The 21,301-nt window shown below is 54.3% G+C and carries 17 protein-coding genes; 12 read left to right on the top strand and 5 right to left on the bottom strand.

Going from position 1 to position 21,301, the window contains the following annotated elements:
* Positions 1–51 precede the first annotated feature (51 nt).
* The 4 genes from FE781_RS16195 to FE781_RS16180 form a co-directional block, all read right to left on the bottom strand.
* Positions 52–1,236 (bottom strand): N-acetylglucosamine-6-phosphate deacetylase, encoded by a 1,185-nt coding sequence (locus tag FE781_RS16195; protein WP_246068220.1) that lies wholly within the window; start codon positions 1,234–1,236, stop codon positions 52–54.
* A 90-nt stretch (positions 1,237–1,326) separates the two neighbouring features.
* Positions 1,327–2,589, bottom strand: a complete 1,263-nt coding sequence (locus tag FE781_RS16190) for an AGE family epimerase/isomerase (RefSeq protein ID WP_138790656.1) — start codon at positions 2,587–2,589, stop codon at positions 1,327–1,329.
* 62 nt (positions 2,590–2,651) lie between these two features.
* Positions 2,652–3,407, bottom strand: a complete 756-nt coding sequence (locus FE781_RS16185) for a 6-phosphogluconolactonase (RefSeq protein ID WP_138790655.1) — start codon at positions 3,405–3,407, stop codon at positions 2,652–2,654.
* Between the two features lie 17 nt (positions 3,408–3,424).
* Entirely contained in the window at positions 3,425–4,432 is a 1,008-nt protein-coding gene (locus FE781_RS16180) for a LacI family DNA-binding transcriptional regulator (RefSeq protein WP_246068219.1), read from the bottom strand.
* Positions 4,433–4,921: 489 nt separating this feature from the next.
* Here FE781_RS16180 and queC point away from each other — a divergent pair, with 489 nt between their 5' ends.
* From queC to FE781_RS16120, 12 genes are all read left to right on the top strand, one after another.
* Positions 4,922–5,593, top strand: a complete 672-nt coding sequence (gene queC / locus FE781_RS16175) for a 7-cyano-7-deazaguanine synthase QueC (RefSeq protein ID WP_138790654.1) — start codon at positions 4,922–4,924, stop codon at positions 5,591–5,593.
* Positions 5,583–6,065 carry a 6-carboxytetrahydropterin synthase QueD gene (gene queD / locus FE781_RS16170; protein WP_138790653.1) on the top strand — a complete coding sequence of 161 codons (483 nt, stop codon included), beginning with the start codon at positions 5,583–5,585 and terminating at the stop codon, positions 6,063–6,065. Before queC ends, queD begins: the two co-directional genes overlap by 11 nt.
* On the top strand, positions 6,058–6,771 hold the full coding sequence (gene queE, locus FE781_RS16165; protein WP_138790652.1) for a 7-carboxy-7-deazaguanine synthase QueE: 714 nt from the start codon (positions 6,058–6,060) through the stop codon (positions 6,769–6,771). The genes queD and queE overlap by 8 nt, the downstream gene beginning before the upstream one ends.
* A gap of 160 nt (positions 6,772–6,931) precedes the next feature.
* Positions 6,932–8,236 carry an ABC transporter substrate-binding protein gene (locus tag FE781_RS16160; protein ID WP_138790651.1) on the top strand — a complete coding sequence of 435 codons (1,305 nt, stop codon included), beginning with the start codon at positions 6,932–6,934 and terminating at the stop codon, positions 8,234–8,236.
* Positions 8,237–8,504: 268 nt separating this feature from the next.
* The gene (locus tag FE781_RS16155) at positions 8,505–9,371 is read left to right on the top strand and encodes an AraC family transcriptional regulator (protein ID WP_138790650.1); all 867 of its coding nucleotides are present in this window, start codon (positions 8,505–8,507) and stop codon (positions 9,369–9,371) included.
* 84 nt (positions 9,372–9,455) lie between these two features.
* Positions 9,456–10,352: a carbohydrate ABC transporter permease gene (locus tag FE781_RS16150; RefSeq protein WP_138790663.1), complete on the top strand. Its 897-nt coding sequence runs from the start codon at positions 9,456–9,458 to the stop codon at positions 10,350–10,352.
* Positions 10,349–11,164, top strand: coding sequence for a carbohydrate ABC transporter permease (locus FE781_RS16145; protein ID WP_138790649.1), 816 nt, complete (start codon positions 10,349–10,351; stop codon positions 11,162–11,164). Before FE781_RS16150 ends, FE781_RS16145 begins: the two co-directional genes overlap by 4 nt.
* A gap of 6 nt (positions 11,165–11,170) precedes the next feature.
* Positions 11,171–13,708 carry a hypothetical protein gene (locus FE781_RS16140; RefSeq protein ID WP_138790648.1) on the top strand — a complete coding sequence of 846 codons (2,538 nt, stop codon included), beginning with the start codon at positions 11,171–11,173 and terminating at the stop codon, positions 13,706–13,708.
* Positions 13,708–14,784: a beta-galactosidase BglB gene (bglB, locus tag FE781_RS16135; RefSeq protein ID WP_138790647.1), complete on the top strand. Its 1,077-nt coding sequence runs from the start codon at positions 13,708–13,710 to the stop codon at positions 14,782–14,784. Before FE781_RS16140 ends, bglB begins: the two co-directional genes overlap by 1 nt.
* Positions 14,785–15,029: 245 nt before the next feature.
* The gene (gene glpK, locus FE781_RS16130; protein WP_138790646.1) at positions 15,030–16,520 is read left to right on the top strand and encodes a glycerol kinase GlpK; all 1,491 of its coding nucleotides are present in this window, start codon (positions 15,030–15,032) and stop codon (positions 16,518–16,520) included.
* A 19-nt stretch (positions 16,521–16,539) separates the two neighbouring features.
* Complete coding sequence (locus FE781_RS16125) at positions 16,540–19,026, top strand: glycoside hydrolase family 31 protein (protein ID WP_138790645.1); 2,487 nt, start codon at positions 16,540–16,542, stop codon at positions 19,024–19,026.
* Positions 19,027–19,071: 45 nt separating this feature from the next.
* On the top strand, positions 19,072–20,736 hold the full coding sequence (locus tag FE781_RS16120; protein WP_138790644.1) for a glycerol-3-phosphate dehydrogenase/oxidase: 1,665 nt from the start codon (positions 19,072–19,074) through the stop codon (positions 20,734–20,736).
* Between the two features lie 156 nt (positions 20,737–20,892).
* Here FE781_RS16120 and FE781_RS17655 read toward each other — a convergent pair.
* On the bottom strand, positions 20,893–21,301 hold a 409-nt coding region (locus FE781_RS17655), incomplete at its 5' end, for a hypothetical protein (protein WP_211346387.1).

Raw genomic sequence — 21,301 nt, 5'->3', positions numbered from 1 at the left:
TTACGCTTATCGCGAAATGCCGGGGCGGCGGTATATTGCTGAAGGTCTCGGTCAACCTATCGTATGAATCGTTCCATGCTTGAGGACTTGCCGGATCTGAACGGATTTCGTTTCCTTGTTCCATCGGAACAAGATCAAGTCCGCCATAGCTCCGGTTTCCATCCTCCCTTGCGAAAGTCCGATTAACGTTGCCGGTCGTACTGTGGCCATTTGTAACGCTGCGGCCAGATCGGTCTCCAGCGCACGATACATATGCTGCACGCAGTCCATCAAGGAGACGGCCGCTCCCGCCAAGAGCAGCGGGTTGTCGGCCATTTGCAGCCTTCCCGTCTCCAACAGTTCGACGCGCCCTCCGACATGGGTGTTGTAAATGCCGGGAGGCAAACCCGCCAGATGTACGGCGTCGCTGACCAACACGAGACGGTCTTGCTTGACCGCGCTGATCACCTTCAATACGGAGGCGTGAAGATGATGGCCGTCCGCGATCACGCTGGCCCACAATCGGTCTTCCGCCAGTTGGCTCCAGATGTAATTCGGATGCCTCGGCAGTTGGGGATGAGCGCCGTTGCCCAGGTGCGTGGACATGCGGGCGCCCGCTTCCGCCGCCCGTCCGATTTCTTCAGGGCTGGCCGCGGTATGGCCCACGCTCGCCACAATGCCGTGACGAACGAGCTGCTCGATAAACGAGATGGCGCCGGGACGCTCGGGCGCAAGGGTGACCAGCTTGATGCGGTTGCCCGAAGCTTCCTGCCATTTCATGAACTCCGTCCAATCGGGATCTTTGATATGGGCTTTCGGATGCGCTCCGCGCGGTCCGTCCAATTCCGATAAATAAGGTCCTTCCAGATGGATGCCGGCCACCATACGGTCGACCAGCGGGTCCTGTTCGCAAGCCAACCGAATGGCGGTCATGCTGTCGAGGATTTGCTCAAATCCCGCCGTAATGATCGTTGGAAAAAAAGTAGTCGTCCCTGTCCGAAGAACAGCTCTGGACATTCGAATGACGGCTTCCACGCGTGGCTCCATCGGGACGCCGGACAGATTCAGGTCGTAACCGGCGAATCCGTTGATTTGCAAATCGATCAGCCCCGGAGCGATCCACAGCTCCTCCTCCCGAGCATCGAATCCGCCGGCAGCCGATATCGAGCGGATTTTGCCGTCATGGATGCGTACGGCGACCGGCTCATGGGTGAATAGATGCCTGCCGCGGATTTCATAGCTATCCCCGTTTGCCACGTGTATCCCCCTCATCGTATGCCCCGATCGCCGCCCGGAGCGTTGACGCTCATCCCGGACGGAGATCCATCGGCTTCCGAATCCGATCTTTCATGCCGTTCGGTCCGGCCGATTCGCCGACAACAGCTCGATCGCGAGCAGCACGTTTCGGATAATGTGATAAGGATCTTTAACCGGCAGAGCGACCAGCTTCTGTACCGGCTCTCCTTGCCGGTCGCGGATTTGAATCCACTCTCCGACGGATCGGTCGGGGTTCGGGAACGTCCGGAAGACGTAGTCGTGCGTCCGTTCATAGTAGTCCCAAAACACCTGTTCGTGTGTCATCCGATAGGCCAGAAGCAGCGTGTACAACGCTTCGGAGTGCGGCCACCAAATCTTCATGTCCCACGTATCCCGAATTAACGCTTCAAACCGGTCCCCGATCAACCGGCCTTGAGGCTGCCCCCCGCCGTAATCGACATACCGGTACAATCCCCCGAATTCTGGGTCCCATCCGATCTCGAACGAACGCTTCACCACTTCCGCCGCTTTCCCGACCAGATCGGGCCGTCCCGTTTTCTGCGCTTCCGTCATGACAAACCACATGCATTCGATCGCGTGTCCCGGCGTAAGATGTCTGGCCAATAACGTATCGCGGAGAGAGGCGTCTTCGGCCAGCAGCTCCGTGACAAGGCCGTCCGGACGGACAAATCGGTTCATCACCTTGTCCATATATCCGACGCTTTTGTTGCGGATCTCGGCGGATTCCGCATGCTCCATTTGTTGCAGCGCGTCGGCCAGCTCCTGGGACACGTTCAGCATAATCATGGAGAACGAGTGCGCCGCATAACCGGGCGGAACCGGATACGGTTCGCTTCTGGCGTCTCCCGAGGCCAGCCTTTCCTCGATGCGCCGGTACAGCTTCAACGCGCGTTCCAAAGTCGCGCGGTCTCCCGCCGCTTTGGCATATTCGGCAAATCCCAGGACGACGAAGCAATCCGCATAAAAGCTTGTATCGAAGCCCTGCCCCGGAACGGGCTCGATCATCTCCCCGTCTTCCGACAGCACATAGGCGCAATTCCCGTTATCCAGAAAGACATGGCGGTTCAGAAACTCCACGGTTTTGGCGGCATGCTCCAGATATAAAGCGCCGTCTCCCTCAAGCGTCCGGTCCTGGCACATCGCGGCCATTCTGGATAACAGCCATATAAATCGTCCTTGGGACCACGTGTATTTGTCCGTGCCGACTCTTTCCGTCCCCGTATTGTTGAAGCAGGTATACACGCCTCCCCGTTCCCGGTCGAGAGCGCGCAGCCAAAACGGCAGCAATACCTCGTTCAGGTGGTTTTTATAAAACGCCAACAACCGATCCACGCTAGACCCCTCTTTCCGGGTGTTCCCCTGGGTGAATGGCCTCCTCGAAGCGCCGAGGTTCGTTACAGATATAAAGCGCTCTCGCGATCGAGATACAAATAACACCGATTGGCTTTGCGCAAGATGGATGCCGGGCAAGAAACGTCGATCGGCCCGTAAACCGTCTCGCGAACCGCGCGGCTTTTCCGGCTGCCGGGGACGGTACAGAAAATGGCCGGCGCAGCCATAATCGACGGGATGGTTAACGTCAACGCTTCGGTCGGGACCTCCTCCAGCGCCGCGAAGCATCCGTCGTTCACCTGCTGCTGTCTGCTTGTTTCATCCAAGGCCACAACCTTTACGGCCTGCGGATCTTCGAAATCCGCCACGTGGGGATCGTTAAAGGCTATGTGTCCGTTCTCCCCGATCCCGATACAGGCGATATCCAGCGGGGTTTGTTTCAGCAGTTCGGCGTAACGCTTGCATTCTTGCTGCGGATCGTTTAACCCGTCCAAGGCGTGAAACACGTGCGGAGTTCTGTAATTGAACAGTTGGTCGCGCAAAAACCGGGAGAAGCTCTGGGGAGCCTCCTGGGAAAGGCCGATGTATTCGTCCAGATGAAAACCATGAATCCGATCCCAAGGAACATCCTCCATGCGGCGGAGCGATTCGAGAAAATCAAGCTGCGACGGAGCGGAAGCGAATACGATCGAAACAAAGTCCTTGCTCTTTAAAACCTGCCGGATATGGGCGGCCAGATCATGCGCCACCGCTTCTCCCATCTGTGTCCGGGATTCGTACCGTCTGATTTCAAGGTTGCCCACGTTTAAATTGTCCATAGCGACCTTCCGTTTCTTCAGGATTGATGAAGCCGTTTTACCGAATTTCGCGTGACGAGTTTCACGTCAAATACCTTTTGCTTGAATTCCCTGGTTTCGCCGTCAAAGATACGTTCGAATAAAATGCGGGCCAATGTTTTGCCGGCTTCGTAGGTCGGAATCGATACGGTCGTCAGCGGGAACAGCATCATGTCGATATCGTCAAAACCGATGACCGACAGGTCATCCGGCACCTTTAATCCGGACTGTTCCAGCGCCTTGATCACCCCCATCGCAATCACATCATCGAAACAAATGAGCGCTGTCGGGCGACGATCCATCTGCAGGACCCTCTGTCCGATCTCTACTCCGTCCATGAAGCTTTGCGCTTCATGAAACACATAATCGGGGTTTAGCGTCAGTCCGTTGGCGACCAACGTATCCTTAAAGGCGGAATATCTCATCTTGGATGCCCGGGACGTGCGAAGACCCGTTATGAAACCGATCTGCGTATGCCCGTTCTCAATGAGATGTTCCGCGGCCTGGCGCCCTCCGCTGTAATCGTCGAATTCCACCCAGTCGCAATCCAATCCGGGGATTTTTCCCAACAACGCAAAAGGCAGTGACTTTCGTTTTAATTCATAAATATGATCGAAAGTAACTTCCTCCAGCAGCGGTGCGATGATAAGCCCGTCCACCCGTCTGCCCACCATGGCCTCGATTTGATTGATTTCGGCTTCGTGGTCTTCGCCGCTGCTGCATAAAAATACGGTATAGCCGAATGCGTTGGCGATCTCTTGCACGCCTTTGGTTATTTGATTATAGAACGGATTGGTGATGTCTTTGATGACCAGCCCGATCGTTTTGGTGAACTTGGATGTAAGCCCTCTGGCAATTTCATTCGGCACGTATCCGTACTGTTCCGCCGCTTTTAACACTTTTTGCCGCGTTTTTTCGGAAAATCCGCTTTTATTGTTCAGGACGCCGGATATCGTGCTTTTGGCGAGTCCGGTCATTTTAGCCAAATCGGCTATCGTCACGTTCATAACCATCGACCTCAAATGATTGTACCGGTTCAAAAATCAGGTTTATGCCTTTTGGTTTGTTAAATAGATCAAGTATTTGAACCGGTTCAAATGATTTGCTTCCAATTATAGGCGCTTGCCCAAGCGGTTGTCAACGAAAAAAAGCCCGATCCACGAGCCGCGCGCGGGAAGGGGAGCCGAGCGAACATTAAAAAAGGACGCACGGCAATCCTCGCGAATCCGTGCCGCTCGAGTCGAGCCATTTCAAAATTCCTCGCGTGAATGTGGTCACCGGGGCGTTTTGAAATGGCTCTTTAATTTTTAACGGCAGCGGCGTACCGGGTCTCCTCATTTATCCGACAGCCACGTTTTACCTGTTCTTCTGCCCGACATCGCTGTTTATCTCCGCGCGAAAATCCCATAATATAAGACTTTGGAGGTATAATCGTAAAGTATACGGGCGCAGAGGGGAATTTTCTGGATAAATCTGTTTGAGGAGACTTTTGTTATATGAATAAGAAAGCATTGGTCGTTTTTAGCGGTGGGCAAGACAGCACAACCTGCTTAGTCTGGGCGTTAAAAAAATTCGAGCAAGTCGAAGCCGTTACGTTCAACTATAATCAAAGGCATTCCCATGAACTCGAAGTGGCTGCCGACATAGCGCGGCACTTTCAGGTGAAGCACCACATCCTGGATCTGGGCTTGTTGAATCAGCTTGCTCCTAACGCTTTAACGCGGGATGATATCGCGATCGAAGCGGGCAAGGATGGAAGGTTGCCGACTACTTTTGTCGACGGCCGCAATATGTTGTTTCTTACGTTTGCCGCCATACTCGCCAAGCAGTCGGATTGTCATCACCTCGTCACGGGCGTGTGCCAGACGGATTTCAGCGGTTATCCCGATTGCCGGGACATTTTTATCAAATCGCTAAATGTGACGTTAAACTTGTCGATGGATTACGAGTTTGTCATTCATACCCCGTTGATGTGGCTGAATAAACAAGAAACGTGGCGGTTGGCGGACGAATTGGGGTATTTCGATTACATTCGCGAGAACACCTTGACTTGTTATAACGGCGTGATGGGCAGCGGTTGCGGCGAATGCCCGGCTTGCGAATTGAGGAACAGAGGCTTGCAGCAGTACTTGGAAATCCGAAATCAGGTGAACCGACATGATGAATGAAGTATCCGTATGCAAAATGTTTACGTTTGATGCCGCGCATCAATTGGTGGGTCATAACGGAAAATGCGCGAATGTGCACGGGCATACGTATAAGCTCGAGGTTGTGTTAAAAGGAAAGACGGTAAAGGAAGCGGGAGTTTCCGACGAGGGCTTTCTGATGGATTTCAGCGACTTGAAAAAAATCGTGAAGGAGCGGATCATCGACCCGTTGGACCATGCTTTTCTGGCGATGGGCAACGAAGCCGTTCTGGAAACCCTGCAACGGACAAATGCCAAGGTCGCTCTGCTCGGTTTCCGCACGACCGCGGAAAATTTGTCTTCTTACATTTGCCATCAGTTGAAATCGGCCGGTTTGCCCGTCTATTCCGTCAAGCTATGGGAGACGCCCACCGCATGGGCGGAAGTGTTGGCTTCCGAAATACCGGATCAAGGCCCCGCATACCGGGTATATGGAGGGTGTGATTTTGAGTAAGATTCCCGTCATCGAAATATTCGGGCCGACCATTCAGGGGGAAGGTTCGGTAATTGGCGTAAAGACCATGTTCGTTCGCACTTACGGTTGCGATTACCGCTGCGCATGGTGCGACTCCGCCTTCACCTGGGACGGTTCGGCCAAAGACCAGGTGCGCATGCTGGAGGCTTCGGAGATTGTTTCGGAACTCGCGGCTCTTGCCGCGGGGAATTTCGAATGGGTCACGATATCGGGCGGCAATCCGGCCTTAATCGGGCAACCTATACAGGAGTTGGCGGATCAATTGCACCAACTCGGCATCAAGGTTGCGGTGGAGACGCAGGGAAGCAAATGGCAGGACTGGTTCAGGTCCGTGGATGTTCTTACGCTTAGCCCCAAGCCGCCAAGTTCGCGTATGCATACGGATTGGAGCGTGTTGGACCGCATCATCGAACAAATGCCTTCCGGTACGTCCAACCTCAAGGTTGTGGTGTTCGACGACGAGGACTACCGGTATGCCAAGACGGTTCACCGGAGGTACCCGGATATTCCGTTCTTTTTGCAGGCGGGGAACAGCGATGTTCAGGAAGAAGGGAATATTTCGGATCGATTGCTCAAGAAGCTGAATTGGCTCATGGATAAAGTGATTGCGGACCCCGACATGAATGATGCGCGGACGCTCCCTCAATTGCACGCTTTGGTCTGGCATAACAAGCGGGGGAAATAAGGCGCAAAGTTCCGGAGCGCCCGGAATCCGCAAAAGGTGGCATTTAAGGACAATAAAAAGCAAGATCAGTTAAAATTAAAGCAATTATGGTTATGAGCGGGGGTTGAAATTATGGTATGATCTGCCTGAGAGCGTTAACATCAGAAAAGGGAGTGCCAAGATGAGGAAAAGCAGCAGGTCGATCATGTTCATTCTACTTGCAGTGGCGTTAACTTTTGCACTAGCTGCATGTTCCGGAGGGAGCGACTCGAAATCCAGCTCCGCGGGCGGGAAAGGTTCCGACGCGAAGAAGGAAGTGACGCTCGATTACTTGTGGTTTACGGATGGAATCGAAGGCGACGTAATGAAAGGAATCATTGCGGATTACCAAAAAGAAAATCCCCACGTGAAGATCAATTTGATCGAGGTTGCTTATAAAGATCTGCAGACGAAGCTGAAAACGATGATTGCCGGCGGCAAACCGCCCGCATTGGCGCGTATGACCGATACCGGGCTGTTCGCGAATCAGGCGCTTGATTTGACGCCGTATGTCGGCAGCGTAGAGTCTTTCACGTCGCAGTTTGTCGACTCCATCAAGCCTTATTATGTCGTAGACAACAAAATTATCGCGGGTCCGATGGACGTTACGGCCAACGGCATCATCTACAACAAGACCCTGTTCCAAAAAGCCGGCGTGCAGGTGCCGACTTCCCCGGACAACGTCTGGACGTGGGACGAGTTTACCGCGGCAGTCAAACAAGTAATGGAAAAAGGCGGCGCCAAATACGGGCTGGTCTGGGACCTTACTCCTCACAGATGGTCGACCCTGCTGTATCAATTCGGCGGCAGCATGATCAGCGCGGACGGCAAAAAAGCGGCCATCAACAGCCCGGAAGGCGTGCAAGCGCTGGAATACTTTGTGAAGCTGCATAATGACGGCATCATTCCGAAATCCGTCTGGTTGGGCTCCGAGAACCCGAACAACCTGTTCCGTTCCGGCACGGTAGCGGTCCACATGGCAGGAAACTGGATGCTCAGCAACTATAAGGACATCAACAACTTCGAGTGGGGCGTCACCTACATGCCGAAGCAAAAAGTCCGCTCTTCCGTACCGGGCGGCAAATACGTCATGGCCTTCAAAGGAACCGGCGTAGAGAAAGAGGCGGCGGAGTTCATCAAATACCTGACCTCCAAAGAAGTGAACGCCAAATACAACAGGGATTCGCTGTTCATCAGCCCGCGCAAGGACAACGCGAAGCTGGACTATTCGTTCGGCAAAGAGATGTTCGAAGTGTTCGCGAACGAACTGGCCAATACGTCCGAGCTTGCGGCTAACGACTGGTCCAGACAAGAAGTTGTGACGAAGTTCTCGACCGATCTGAAAAACAACATCATCGAAGCGATTGCCGGCAAAACTTCGGCAAAAGACGCTCTGGACAAAACGGCCCAACTGATCGACAAGGCCATCAGCGAGCAAGGAAAGTAATTTCGCAGAAGCATATAAGTTCCCAGCGGGGTTGCCGGACGGCAGCTCCGCTTTTCATATGGCAAGAGTCCATCGCGCAGCGGCGGGCTTTTATTTTTTGGGATATTTTTCGTATTCAGGGCTCCTATTGAACAGCAATATTTATTAAACTTACGGCAATTTTTGTGCATACCGTTACGGACATCTATGCTAGAATCAACATGAAACGTTTTCAGCATGAATAGGCGGTTTGGCCTTTGCATCGATGATTAGGGGGGATAAGAAGTTCATGGCACATCACGCACATTTTCCCACCAATAAGGCGTTGAAGCGGGAACGCATCTATATCCGCCATCATGTAACGGAATGGCAGAACAGTTGGCCGCTCCACACGCATGACGGTTATGAAATCTTTTTTTTTCTTCAAGGCAACGCCAATTTCATCATCGGCAACGAGATTTATCAGTTGCAGCCTGGCGATATGTTGCTGTTTAGCGGTGATGTGCTCCATCGTCCGAATCCGATGCGGGATACTCCGTATATCCGGAGCTACGTCAATTTTACGGCGGATTATATCCAGGAATTGGCCGGGGATGATTTGCAGGCAAAGCTTATGAATTTGTTTGCCAACCCGAACGGATTGCTGATCCGATGGGATGAACAAGGCGTAAAAGAAGTGGATCACTACTTTGCGATGATGTATAACGAGCGGGAGAAAGAAGCGATCGGGCACGAATTTATGCTGCAGAGCCTGATGGTGCAGCTCTTGCTTAAAATTTACCGGAAGTCGAAAGACGTATATTCCCTCCTGACGGCTTCGACTCAATCGCAGAAAGAGACGAATGTGCGCCGGATCTTAATGTATCTCAACCAAAATTACAAAAAGTCCTTCACTTTGGAAGACTTGGCCGGGGCCATGCATTTGAACAAATATTACATGTGCCATTGCTTCAAAGAGGTGACGGGAATCTCGATCAACAACTATATCACGCGCAAGCGGATCGACGAGGCCAAGAAGCTGCTTCGATTGTCGGATGAGCCGGTCGGGATTATGTCCGAGAATCTCGGATTCAGCAATCCGATTCATTTCAGCCGCATGTTCAAGCAGTATGCCGGCGTTTCTCCGCAGACGTACCGCAAGACGCACCGGGAGTAAGAGGCCGGCGAGGCGGAATCCGAACAAGCACGAAGTGATCGAAGAAAGGAGAGGATCTGGGTGTCGCAGGCATTCGCCAAACAAATGAGCAATTCGCAGTCCTCGTGGAAAAAGGAAAAATGGAAGAGGCTGCTCGCGCCGTATTTGTTTATTCTGCCTAATCTCGTTATCTTTTTAACGTTTATTGTGATCCCTGCCATTGTAGGCTTTGTTTATTCCTTCCATAAGTATGACGGACTCAATGAAATGGAGTTCCTGGGCTTTGACAATTACATCGAAGTTCTGCGCAACGAAGAATTCTGGTCGGCGTTGGGACGCACCGGGATGTACGCCGCAGTGGTTGTTCCCGGGATCTATGTCTTGGCGCTTGGCATCGCGATCCTGCTGATTCGAGAAGTAAAATTGAAAGGGCTTTTTCGCGCCAGCATTTATTGGCCGACCATGATCTCGTACATTATTGTCGGCTTGACCTGGAAGTGGATTTTCGGAGATACCTTCGGCATTTTGAACTACTTGCTGGACAAAATGGGCTTCGAGCCGATCCCTTGGCTGACCGACCCGTTCTGGGCGAATTTGTCCGTCGTCATCGCCACGTTGTGGTCCAGAGTCGGATTTTTCATGGTGATCTTTATCGCCGGACTTCAATCGATTCCGACCGATATGTACGAAGCCGCCAATCTGGACGGCGCGTCCAAATGGAGAACGTTCTGGAACATTACGCTGCCGCTGCTCAAGCCGACCAGCGTGCTTGTGCTGATGGTGTCGATTATCGACGCATTTAAGGCTTATCCGCTTATGTATGCACTTACGGGCGGGGGCCCCGGCAAGGAAACCACGTATATCGTGCAGTACATCTATGAAATCGGTTTTACGAAACAGGAGCTTGGGTTGGCGAGTGCCATGTCGGTCATTCTGTTTGCGATCATCGGCATTTTCTCGGCGCTGCAATTCCGTCTCTCCAAAGGAGGAGCGAACGAATGAGAAAAGCAAAATGGGGAACGTATGCGATCCTTTTTGCCATCACCTTGATCTGGCTATTCCCTGTCCTTTGGACCGTGCTGTCTTCCTTCAAGACGCAAGACGATTTGTATCGTTGGCCGCCTGCCCTGATTCCGCCGACCTTCTCGCTCGAGCACTTCGTTGCCGCTTTTGAGAAAGGGAATTTCGGGACTTATTTCATGAACAGCACGATCGTCACCATAACGTCCACGCTGCTCCTGCTTCTGATCAACGCGATGGCAGGATTCGCTCTGGCGAAATATCGGTTCAAAGGCGATTCGATTCTTCTGATCGGATTCATTTCCACCTTGATGATTCCGCTTGAGGTCATCATGATTCCGATCTTTAAAGTGATATCGTTCTTGGGGCTGTACAACAGCCTGCTCGGCATCATTATTCCGCCGGCGGCTACGCCCACCGGGGTGTTCCTGATCCGCCAATACCTGCTGTCCGTTCCGGACGAGCTGCTGGAAGCGGCCCGCATGGACGGCGCGGGGGAATGGAAAATTTTCTGGCGCATCATTCTGCCGATTGCCAAGCCGATTATTTCCGTGCTCGCGATCTTCTCGTTTATGTGGCGTTGGGACGACTTCTTGTGGCCGCTCATCGTCATTAACAATCCTGAAAAATATACGATCCAGCTTGCATTGTCCAACTTTATCGGGGAGTACAATGTGGACTGGGGAAGCTTGCTCGCCATGTCCACCATTACGATGATTCCGGTGCTTGTCGTATTTCTGCTCTTTCAGCGTCAATTCGTACAAGGAATCGCCACATCAGGTATGAAAGGATGATCCGGGATGACAACCGGCGACAACCGCTTGACGTATTCTCCGTTGCCGTTGCGGCATCAAGTCATCAATCGATGGCTGCTTAGCGGCATCTTCACCCGTAACGTTCGCTTCGAGCCCATGACGATGGAAGGGGACGTCAACGACTGGCTGATCAAAGGCTTTTCCATCCATGAGAACCCGTGCCGCAAGGAATTTGTCGATCAGAGACGGGCATCCGTGCCGGAGCTTCCGTTCGCGGCGCCGCCCGCTCCGGGGGACAGCGTATCGCTCTGGGGTTCTGAAGCGAGATGGGACCTTTATTTTCCGTGGGGGAACCCGCGCGTAGAAGAGTCCGGCTTTTATTACGTGCCGACGCATATGCTCCGATATGGCTATACGGTCATTGTCAGTCCGACCGCGCACCAGGCGGTGTTCAATCTGAAGACGTGCGGCGGAGTGGCGTTATGGGTGAACGGCCGTCTGGTCTGCGACTTCACGCCTTTCACCCGCAATATCGAGCAACAGACGCAGGTGGAAGTCGAGCTTCAAGCGGGAGAGAATACGTTCGTCGTCTGTCATGAGGATCTGGCGGAGCGCGACACGCTGTATCATTTTACGCTGGAATATACGGGAACCGAATCGCTTGAAATCCGAATCCCGCTTACGGATTCGGAGACGGCGGAGGCTGTGTTGCGGATGGAAGAAGCTCTCGGAAGAGCTTATTTCCCGAAAGACAACGCGACCGACGAGGAGATTCGGATTGTCTTCGAACAGCCATTCAGCGAAAAAATCTCGTTTGACGTGAATTACGTCAGCTTCTTCGACGGCAAGTACTCGATGAGGCGGGAGCTTGAGCCCGGACAACAATACCTGGTCCTGGGCCATACCGACGATTTCGGAATCGACTATAAATACTTTGAATTGGTGACGCGGATCGGCCAAGCCGCGATCCGGAAGCCGTTCGGGATCGAGCTGTATAACAGCCGGTTCCAGCCCCGGAACAGCAGAGAGATGACGGTGGCGGAACGCAAACGGGTGGCGCTGGAATGTGTGGCCGAGCTTGGAATCCCGAATATCCATACGGCCATCGCCAAGCTGAAAACCGGGGGATCTCCCGAACAATCCCGGGAGATGATCCTGAAGGGGCTTGTCGGCATTCGCGAGAGACGCGATTGCGCCGACTTTTACCTGATCGCCTTGTTCCGGTTTTGGCGGGATTACCGCGACAGCGGCTTGTTCGACGAAGACTTTTGGGCGCAGATCAAGGACACGATCCTCGGCTTCCGCTATTGGATCGACGAGCCGGGTGACGACGTCATGTGGTTTTTCAGCGAGAACCATGCGCTGTTGTTCCATAGCTGCCAACTGCTGGCCGGCCAGTTGTTCCCGGACGACGTGTTCGTTAACAGCGGCGAGACGGGCGTCCAAAGGCGGGAGAAAGCGGAGCGGCAACTGCTGGAGTGGTTCGACCGTTTCTTCGCCGAAGGGTTGGCCGAATGGAATTCCAATGCCTATATTCCGATCGACTTCCTGGGGCTCATCCAGCTTCACGATCTGGCGGAGCTGCCGGCCTTGCGGGAGAAGGCCAAGCAGGCGATGGATCTGCTGTACTTCTACATGGCCGCCGAAGCTCATGAAGGTTATTTGACCTCGACGTTTGGCCGCAGCTACGAGAAGGAGCTGCTCGGCAACCATGCCGCCGGCACGACTTCGCTGATCTGGGTCGGTTACGGCGTGGGCAATGTGAACAGCACCGCCTTCAACGTATCGGTGTATTTGTCGGATTACGAGCCTCCGCGCGAATATGCCGGGTTGACCGAGCTGAAGCCCGAGGAGGAACTGGAGTTCCGGCTCGAACAAGGAAAAGACGGGTACGCGAAGCTCATCCACTACCGGACGCGTTCGTTCGTCCTGTCGAGCATTTCCGACTTCCGCCCGGGCATGAAGGGCTATCAGGAGCATGTGCTGCATTTGGCGTTGTCCCCCGAAGCGCAAGTATGGGTCAACCATCCGGGAGAGATTTATCCTCACGGATCGGGACGGCCTTGCTTCTGGGCAGGGAACGGCTGCCTGCCCAAGGTCGGACAATACAAGGGGCTGGGGGTCCTGTTGTTTGACATCGATCCCGCGCATGACGCCGATTACACGCACGCCTACTTCCCGACCCATGCGTTTACGCGTGTGGAGCAGCGCGGCTCGTGGTTCTTCGGCGAGCGGGAAGGCGCTTATGCCGCGGTATATGCCGCGAACGGGCTTGAGCTTACGCAGACCGGCGTCAACCGGGGACGCGAGCTGAAATCGAAGGGCCGGCGCAATATTTGGCTCGTCCGGGCATCGGATCGTCAGGAATACGATACGTTCGAGCAATTTATCGACAGCGTGCTGAACATGCCGGTGGACGTGTCGACGGACGACCTGCGCGTCCGGCTGACCGACGGCACCTACGGCGAGACGAGTCTGAGCTGGCAGGAACCTTTGGTTGTGAACGGTGAGACCGTGTCCGTCAAGGACTGCGGGGTAAAAGGCCGGTTGATGCGAAAGGAAAGGGTGGCTTCTTACAAGTGATGCAAGAGACGATACTTGGCGCGATCCGGCGTGTGTCCGATGCGATGAAATCGATGAAAAACGAGGGTCTGGACGAGATTTATCCGATCGGCCTGATTGATATTCATCTGTGGGAATGGCCGCAGGGCGTCGGCTTATACGGCATGTACCAGTATTACCAGGAGACGAAGGACGCCGCCACACTGCAGTTTTTGAAGGATTGGTACGACGCCCGCATCCGGGAAGGTTTGCCCGAGAAAAACGTCAATACGTGCTCCCCGCTGCTGACGCTGATCTCGTTGTGCGAGCTGACGGGCAACGAGGAGTACATCCGGATCTGCGACGAGTGGAGCCGCTGGATCATGGACCGCGAGAACGGATTGATCCGGACCGGGGACAACGCGTTTCAGCATATGATCACCGGAGACCCGAACGACGGGCAAATCTTGATCGACACCTTGTTTATGACCGTGCTCTTCCTGGCGAAGGCGGGCGTCTACTTCAAACGGCCGGAATATGTCGAAGAAGCCAAGAAGCAGTTCCTCATCCATATCAAATACTTGTACGACCGCCATACCGGACTGTTCTTTCACGGATGGGACTTCAATGGCCGGCACAACTACGGGGCTGTGCGTTGGGGGCGCGGCAACGGCTGGTATACGTGCGGGATCGTCGATTTCCTCGACATGGTAGAGCTGGAGGACGGCATCAAGCAGTATTTGCTGGACACGATGCGCAGCCAGGTTCAAGCTCTGGCCGCGCTGCAGGCGGAAAACGGCATGTGGCATACGGTCCTGGACGATCCCACGTCCTACGTCGAGACGTCGTGCACGGCCGCTTTCGGCTACGGGATCTTAAAAGGCGTCCGCAAAGGCTATTTGCCGCAAGAGTATTTGCCGGTCGGACGGAAGGCTCTGCAGGCCGTGATGGATCGGATCGACGCCAACGGCGTGGTTCAGGAGGTTTCCTACGGCACCCCGGTCGGCAACGATGCGCAATTCTATAAAGATATCCCCATTTCCCCGATGACTTACGGGCAAGCGTTAACGCTCTTGATCTTGATGGAAGGCTTGCGCTGCGCCAATCCTTCCGCCTGACCATGCGAAAGGGTGTCATTCCGTTGCGGATGACGCCCTTCGTTCTTCTTCCGCTGCACCCCTGCACCTGCTTCCCCAACTTGAGCAATATTCGCTAAATGTAGGGCAATTAACGAAAAATCGCGCGCAATCGGATTTGATATAATCCGCTTTGACAGTGAACGACCAGCTATCAATTCTTGCTTTTGCCAACCGGTTCCAATAAAGCCAGAATGCACGCATCCTATCTGATCATAGGAGGACGTATGGAGTCTTACATCTTGTCTCTGGATCAAGGCACGACCAGCTCAAGAGCGATTTTATTCGACCGGAACAGCGAAATCGTGTCCTCCGCCCAAATGGAATTGACCCAGCACTACCCGAAGCCGGGCTGGGTGGAGCATGACGCCAACGAAATATGGCAGACGGTTATGGCGGTGATCTCCTCCTGCTTGGAGCAGGCAGGGGTCTCTCCTTCGCAAATAGCGGCGATCGGCATCACGAACCAACGCGAAACGACGGTGGTCTGGGAGAAGCGGACGGGCAATCCGATCTATAACGCCATCGTCTGGCAATCCAGGCAAACCGCAGCCCTGTGCGATCAATTGAAAGAGGCGGGCCACGAGCGGTTGGTCCGGGAAAAAACGGGATTGTTGATCGATGCGTACTTCTCCGGCACGAAGCTGGCCTGGATCCTGGATCAGGCGGAAGGGGCCAGGGAGAAGGCAGAACGAGGCGAACTGCTGTTCGGAACGATCGATACGTGGCTTATCTGGAAGCTGTCGGGCGGGGCCCTTCACGTCACCGACTATTCCAACGCCTCCCGAACGATGATGTTTAATATTTACGAGCAGCAATGGGACGAAGAATTGCTGAGTCTCCTGCGGATACCGAAGTCCATGCTTCCGGAGGTCCGGCCGTCTTCCTGCCTGTACGGCCACACGTCGGCCGACCTGTTCCAGGGGCACCGGATTCCGATCGCCGGAGCGGCCGGGGATCAGCAGGCGGCTCTGTTCGGGCAAACCTGCTTCGAAGAGGGCACGGCCAAAAATACGTACGGAACCGGCTGTTTCTTGCTGATGAACACGGGTTCCAAAGCGGTGAAGTCGCAGCACGGGCTCCTGACGACGATTGCTTGGGGAATCGGCGGCCGCATCGAGTATGCGCTGGAAGGCAGCATATTCGTGGCCGGATCGGCCATTCAGTGGCTGCGGGACGGACTGCGCATGATCGAAGACGCGAAGGAAAGCGAATCGTACGCCTTGCAGGTCGAATCCACGGACGGAGTTTACGTCGTGCCGGCTCTGGTCGGCCTGGGCGCCCCGTACTGGGAAAGCGAAGTGAGAGGGGCCGTATTCGGGCTGACCCGCGGCACGACCAAAGCGCATTTTATCCGCGCCGTCCTGGAGTCGCTGGCGTACCAGACCAAAGATGTGCTGACCGCGATGGAGAGCGATTCCGGCATATCGCTGAAAGCTTTGCGCGTGGACGGCGGAGCCGTCAAAAACAACTTCTTGATGCAGTTCCAGAGCGATTTGTTAAACGTGCCGGTGGACCGGCCCGTCGTGAACGAAACGACGGCTCTGGGCGCCGCCTACTTGGCGGGTCTGGCGGTCGGGTATTGGAAGGACCAGGCCGAGATTGTGAAGCAGTGGAGAAAAGACCGCACCTTTATTCCGGCGATGTCGGAATCGGTGCGCAATGGTCTGTACGGCGGGTGGAAAAAGGCTGTGCAGGCTTGTATGGTGTTCAAATGACAGCGAGGTGCAGAATCTGATGAAAATAAGCCATCAGCTCCTAGATGTCGCATACGGAACCAGCCGTCTTGATCTGGTTACGGATGCCGCCAAATTCAGAATCGTGTTGCTAAACGATGAAATTGTCAGAATCCGCTGCACCTTTGAGGAAGATTTCCCGGAAGAAGCCTCCTATGCGCTGGTGCTGACCGCCTGGGAAGACAAGATGGACGCGTTGGTTCCCGACCGGAAAAGGATCGAACCGATTCCGGCGCAATACGAGGATCTCGGCACGCATCTGCTCTTGTCCACACGGAAGCTGCGCGTTCTCGTACATAAAGAGCCTTTCGCCATTGAAATTACCGATGCGGACGGCAATGTGCTGCATGCCGATTTGCAGGGCAAACCGTATGTCCGGGATGCGCTCGGAAGGTTGTATCACTACTCCTGCATGCACGACCAGGATCATTTCTACGGATTCGGAGAAAAGTCGGGATACCTGAACAAGAAGCACAGAAGAATGAGAATGCACAATGTGGATACGATCGGATACGACTCCGAGCTGACCGATCCGCTCTACAAACACATTCCGTTCTACATCAAATTCAACAGCGAGAGCCAGATCGCCAGCGGATTGTTCTATCACAACGCCCATGACTCCGTATTCGATATGGGCTGCGAGCGGAGCGGCTACTGGAACAAGTATTCCTATTTCTGCGCGGACGGCGGAGAACTGGACGTCTTCTTCATTTACGGGCCGCAAATCAAAGATGTCGTCAGACATTACACCGATTTAACCGGAAAAACCGTATTGCCGACCAAATACTCGCTCGGCTACATGGGGTCCACGATGTACTACACCGAGCTGGACCGGGATTCGGACAAAGCGATCCTGGGCTTTCTGGACCGGTGCCGGGAGGAGGGAATTCCTTGCGACGGGTTTTTCCTGTCATCCGGATATACGACCGGCCAAGACGGGAAGCGGTACGTCTTCAACTGGAACGGCGACCGGTTCGGCAATCCGCAGCGGTTCGTCGAACAGATGGAGGAGAAAGGCGCCGCGCTCGTGCCGAACATCAAGCCGGGCATGCTGACCACGCATCCGCTGTACAAGAAATTCGACGAAGCCGGCGCTTATATCCGGGACGGAAGCGGAGAACAATCGCATATCGACCGGTATTGGGGCGGACCGGCCTCCTTTGTGGACTTTACGAATCCGAAGGGCCGGGAGCTGTGGAAGAAGCATTTGAAAGACTCGCTGGTTTCGCTCGGCATTACGTCCATCTGGAACGACAACAACGAATATGAAATCAACGATGCGAGGGCGCTGTGCCATTTCGAGGGATCTCCGAAGACGATCGACGGATTAAGGCCGATTATGCCGAATCTGATGGCGCAAATGGCGAAAGAGGCGATCGAGGAGGTTTATCCGGACACGCGGCCGTATATCGTCAACCGGGCGGGTTTCGCCGGAATTCAGCGCTACGCCCAGACTTGGGCGGGAGACAACAACACCAGTTGGAAAAGCTTGAAATTCAATATTCCCGTCATTCTGGGCATGGGGCTTTCCGGGGTGGCGAACCAGGGCTGCGACATCAGCGGATTTTTCGGCCCGGCCCCGGAACCGGAGTTGTTCGTAAGATGGGTACAGAACGGAATCTTCCAGCCGAGGTTCTCGATTCATTCCTGCAACACGGACAATACCGTGACGGAGCCGTGGATGTATCCCGCTTACACCCGCTATATCCGTGACGCTATCCGGTTAAGATACCGGCTGGTGCCTTACTTCTATTCCTTGTTGTACGAAGCGTCTACGGAAGGATCGCCGGTGATGAGGCCGCTGGTGTACGAATTCCAGAGCGACGACCGGGTTAAGGACGAAAGCTTCGACTTCATGCTCGGTCCCTACATCCTGGTCGCCAACGTGCTCGAAAAAGGCGCGAAGACGCGGGAGGTCTACTTGCCGAAAGGGGCCGAATGGCTGGATTGGAACACGAAGGAGAGATATGCCGGCGGGCAGACGATCCGGCTCGATGTCTCGCTGGAGTCGATCCCGATGTTCATCCGAAGCGGCGCGATTGTGCCGATGGCGCCCCATCTCATGAATATCCGCCAAGATCCCGTGGAAGAGCTTCATCTGTTGATCGAGCCTTCCGAGGAAACCCGCTTCGTTGTGTATGACGATGACGGGACCAGCAACAACTACAAGCAAGGCGAATATCTGAAAACGACGATCAGCATTAAGAACGGCAAGGATACGCGCATCTCCTTCGCGAACGAAGGAAACTACCGCACCAAGCTGAAAACCGTTAGGCTCGACGTGCTGTGCAAGGAAGTCGCTCCTGTCGAAGTGCGCTTGCAGGACAAGAAGCTCCCCATGTTCCTCGATCCGAATCAATGGGAATCGGCGGGGGAAGGCTGGTACTACGACATGGAACAGAAAGCCGCCAAAATCAAGTACAGCTATCGTAGAGAAGATTATGAGGTCCGCATGAAATTCGACGTTAAGGACTTGATTTCAATTTAGTGAGATTCGGTTCATGCCTCACAATAAACGGAGGGAAACCGCACGATGGGCAACATATTTTCCAGTTTGCGCAGAAAAGCGTTGTTGGAAGAGATGGCGGATCAAACGTATGATTTGCTGGTGATCGGAGGCGGAATCACGGGAGCGGGCATCGCTTTGGACGCGGCCTCCCGCGGCATGAAAACCGCCCTCCTGGAGATGCAGGATTTCGCGGCGGGAACGTCGAGCCGTTCGACGAAGCTGGTGCACGGGGGACTTCGTTATCTGAAGCAGCTCGAGGTCAAAATGGTCGCGGAGGTCGGGAAGGAACGGGCGGTCGTGTATGAGAACGGCCCCCATGTGACGACGCCGGAATGGATGATGCTGCCTTTCCACGCAGGCGGCACCTTCGGCAAGTTCAGCACTTCGCTGGGCCTGCGGGTGTACGACTTCCTGGCGGGCGTGAAACGCAGCGAGCGCCGGGTCATGCTGAACGCCGAAGAGACGATCAAGCGGGAGCCCCTGATCAAACAAGAAGGGCTGAAGGGCAGCGGCGTCTATGTCGAATACCGGACGGACGACGCCCGGCTCACGATCGAGGTCATGAAGGAAGCGGCCCGGCGGGGCGTCGCGGCGGTGAACTACGCCAAGGTGGAGGAGTTTATCTACCGGAACGGCAAGGTGGTCGGCGTGAAGGCCGTAGACCGCATCAGCGGCGACACCTTCGCCATCTACGCCAACAAGATTGTGAATGCGGCCGGCCCGTGGGTCGACACCTTGCGGGAGAAGGACAACTCCAAGAAGGATAAGTATCTGCAATTGACCAAAGGGGTCCATCTGGTTATCGATCAAAAACGGTTCCCTTTGCGGCAGGCCGTGTATTTCGATACGCCCGACGGACGGATGGTATTCGCCATTCCCCGGGACGGGAAAACGTATGTGGGCACAACCGATACGGTCTATCAAGGAGATATCGCGCATCCGCGAATGACAACGGCAGACCGTCAATATTTGATCGACGCCATCAACTATATGTTCCCCGTCATGGACATCACGATCGACGATATCGAATCGAGCTGGACCGGCCTTCGTCCGCTGATCTACGAGAAAGGAAAAAGCGCCTCGGAAATTTCGCGCAAAGACGAAATCTGGCGGTCCGAATCGGGCTTGATTACGATAGCGGGCGGGAAGCTGACCGGTTACCGCAAAATGGCCGAAACGGTAGTCGATCTGGTCGCCGATTTGTATACGGAAGAAAGCGGAAAAACGTTTGCGCCGTGCGCCACCAAACGGATGCCGATCTCGGGCGGAGATGTCGGGGGAGCGGACCGATTGTCCGCGTTCGTCAGCAGGAAAGCGGAAGAGGGAAGGAAGTTCGGCTTCTCCCGGGAACAAGCGGAGAAGCTTGCGCGCCGGTACGGTTCGAATGTCGACCGCGTGTACAGCCTGGCTGCCCGAAGCGGCCAAGACGCCGCCAAATACGGACTTCCTCTGGACGTGTTCTGCATGCTGCTCTACGCGATGGAAGAAGAGATGACCGTGAAGCCCGTGGATTTCTTTATCAGACGCACCGGCGCCTTGTTCTTCGACATCGCTTGGGTGCATCGGCACAAAGAGGCCGGCATCGAGTTGATGGCTCAGCATCTGGGTTGGAGCGAAGAGCGGAAAACCGAATATAAGAACGAGCTGGAGCAGCATCTTCACGATGCCGTAGTCCCTGCGGATGCCTAGAGAAGCTTAAGCTCTCCGGGCATGCCCGTCAGGATGCGCGCTCCGCATCTGCGGCAAACTCCCGGCAGTTACCGGGAGTTTTTATTTTGTCGATGAGGCCGGAACCCATAGGATATGATGGCAGAAACAGAGCAGGGGGCGAGTTTGTGAAAACGGTCAAGGTGCAGAGTGAGCGTCACCGTCGCAAGACGCGATGGCCGGTACGATGTCGAGATCGCAGGCCCATCGGTTTATGTTCACGAATTGGATGTTTTGTTCTGAAGTTTTCCCCATAGGCGCAACGGATATTAGTATAGGGGCTGTCCCTTCGAAATTTGATATGCTCCCCTTAAGGTAGACAGGTGAAATAATAAAACCTGCTGCTGTAAAGGGAGTTTTTTTCATGCCTAATAAACAATATAGTGCGTATATTAGTATAGGGGCTGTCCCTTCGAAATTTGATATGCTCCCCTTAAGGTAGACAGGTGAAATAATAAAACCTGCTGCTGTAAAGGGAGTTTTTTTCATGCCTAATAAACAATATAGTGCGTCGGAGAAATTCGCCATCCTACAGGAAATCGAAAGT

This window comes from Paenibacillus thermoaerophilus (genome assembly GCF_005938195.1).
In the GTDB taxonomy this organism is placed as follows: domain Bacteria; phylum Bacillota; class Bacilli; order Paenibacillales; family Reconciliibacillaceae; genus Paenibacillus_W; species Paenibacillus_W thermoaerophilus.
This window is presented reverse-complemented; position numbering and strand designations above follow the sequence as displayed.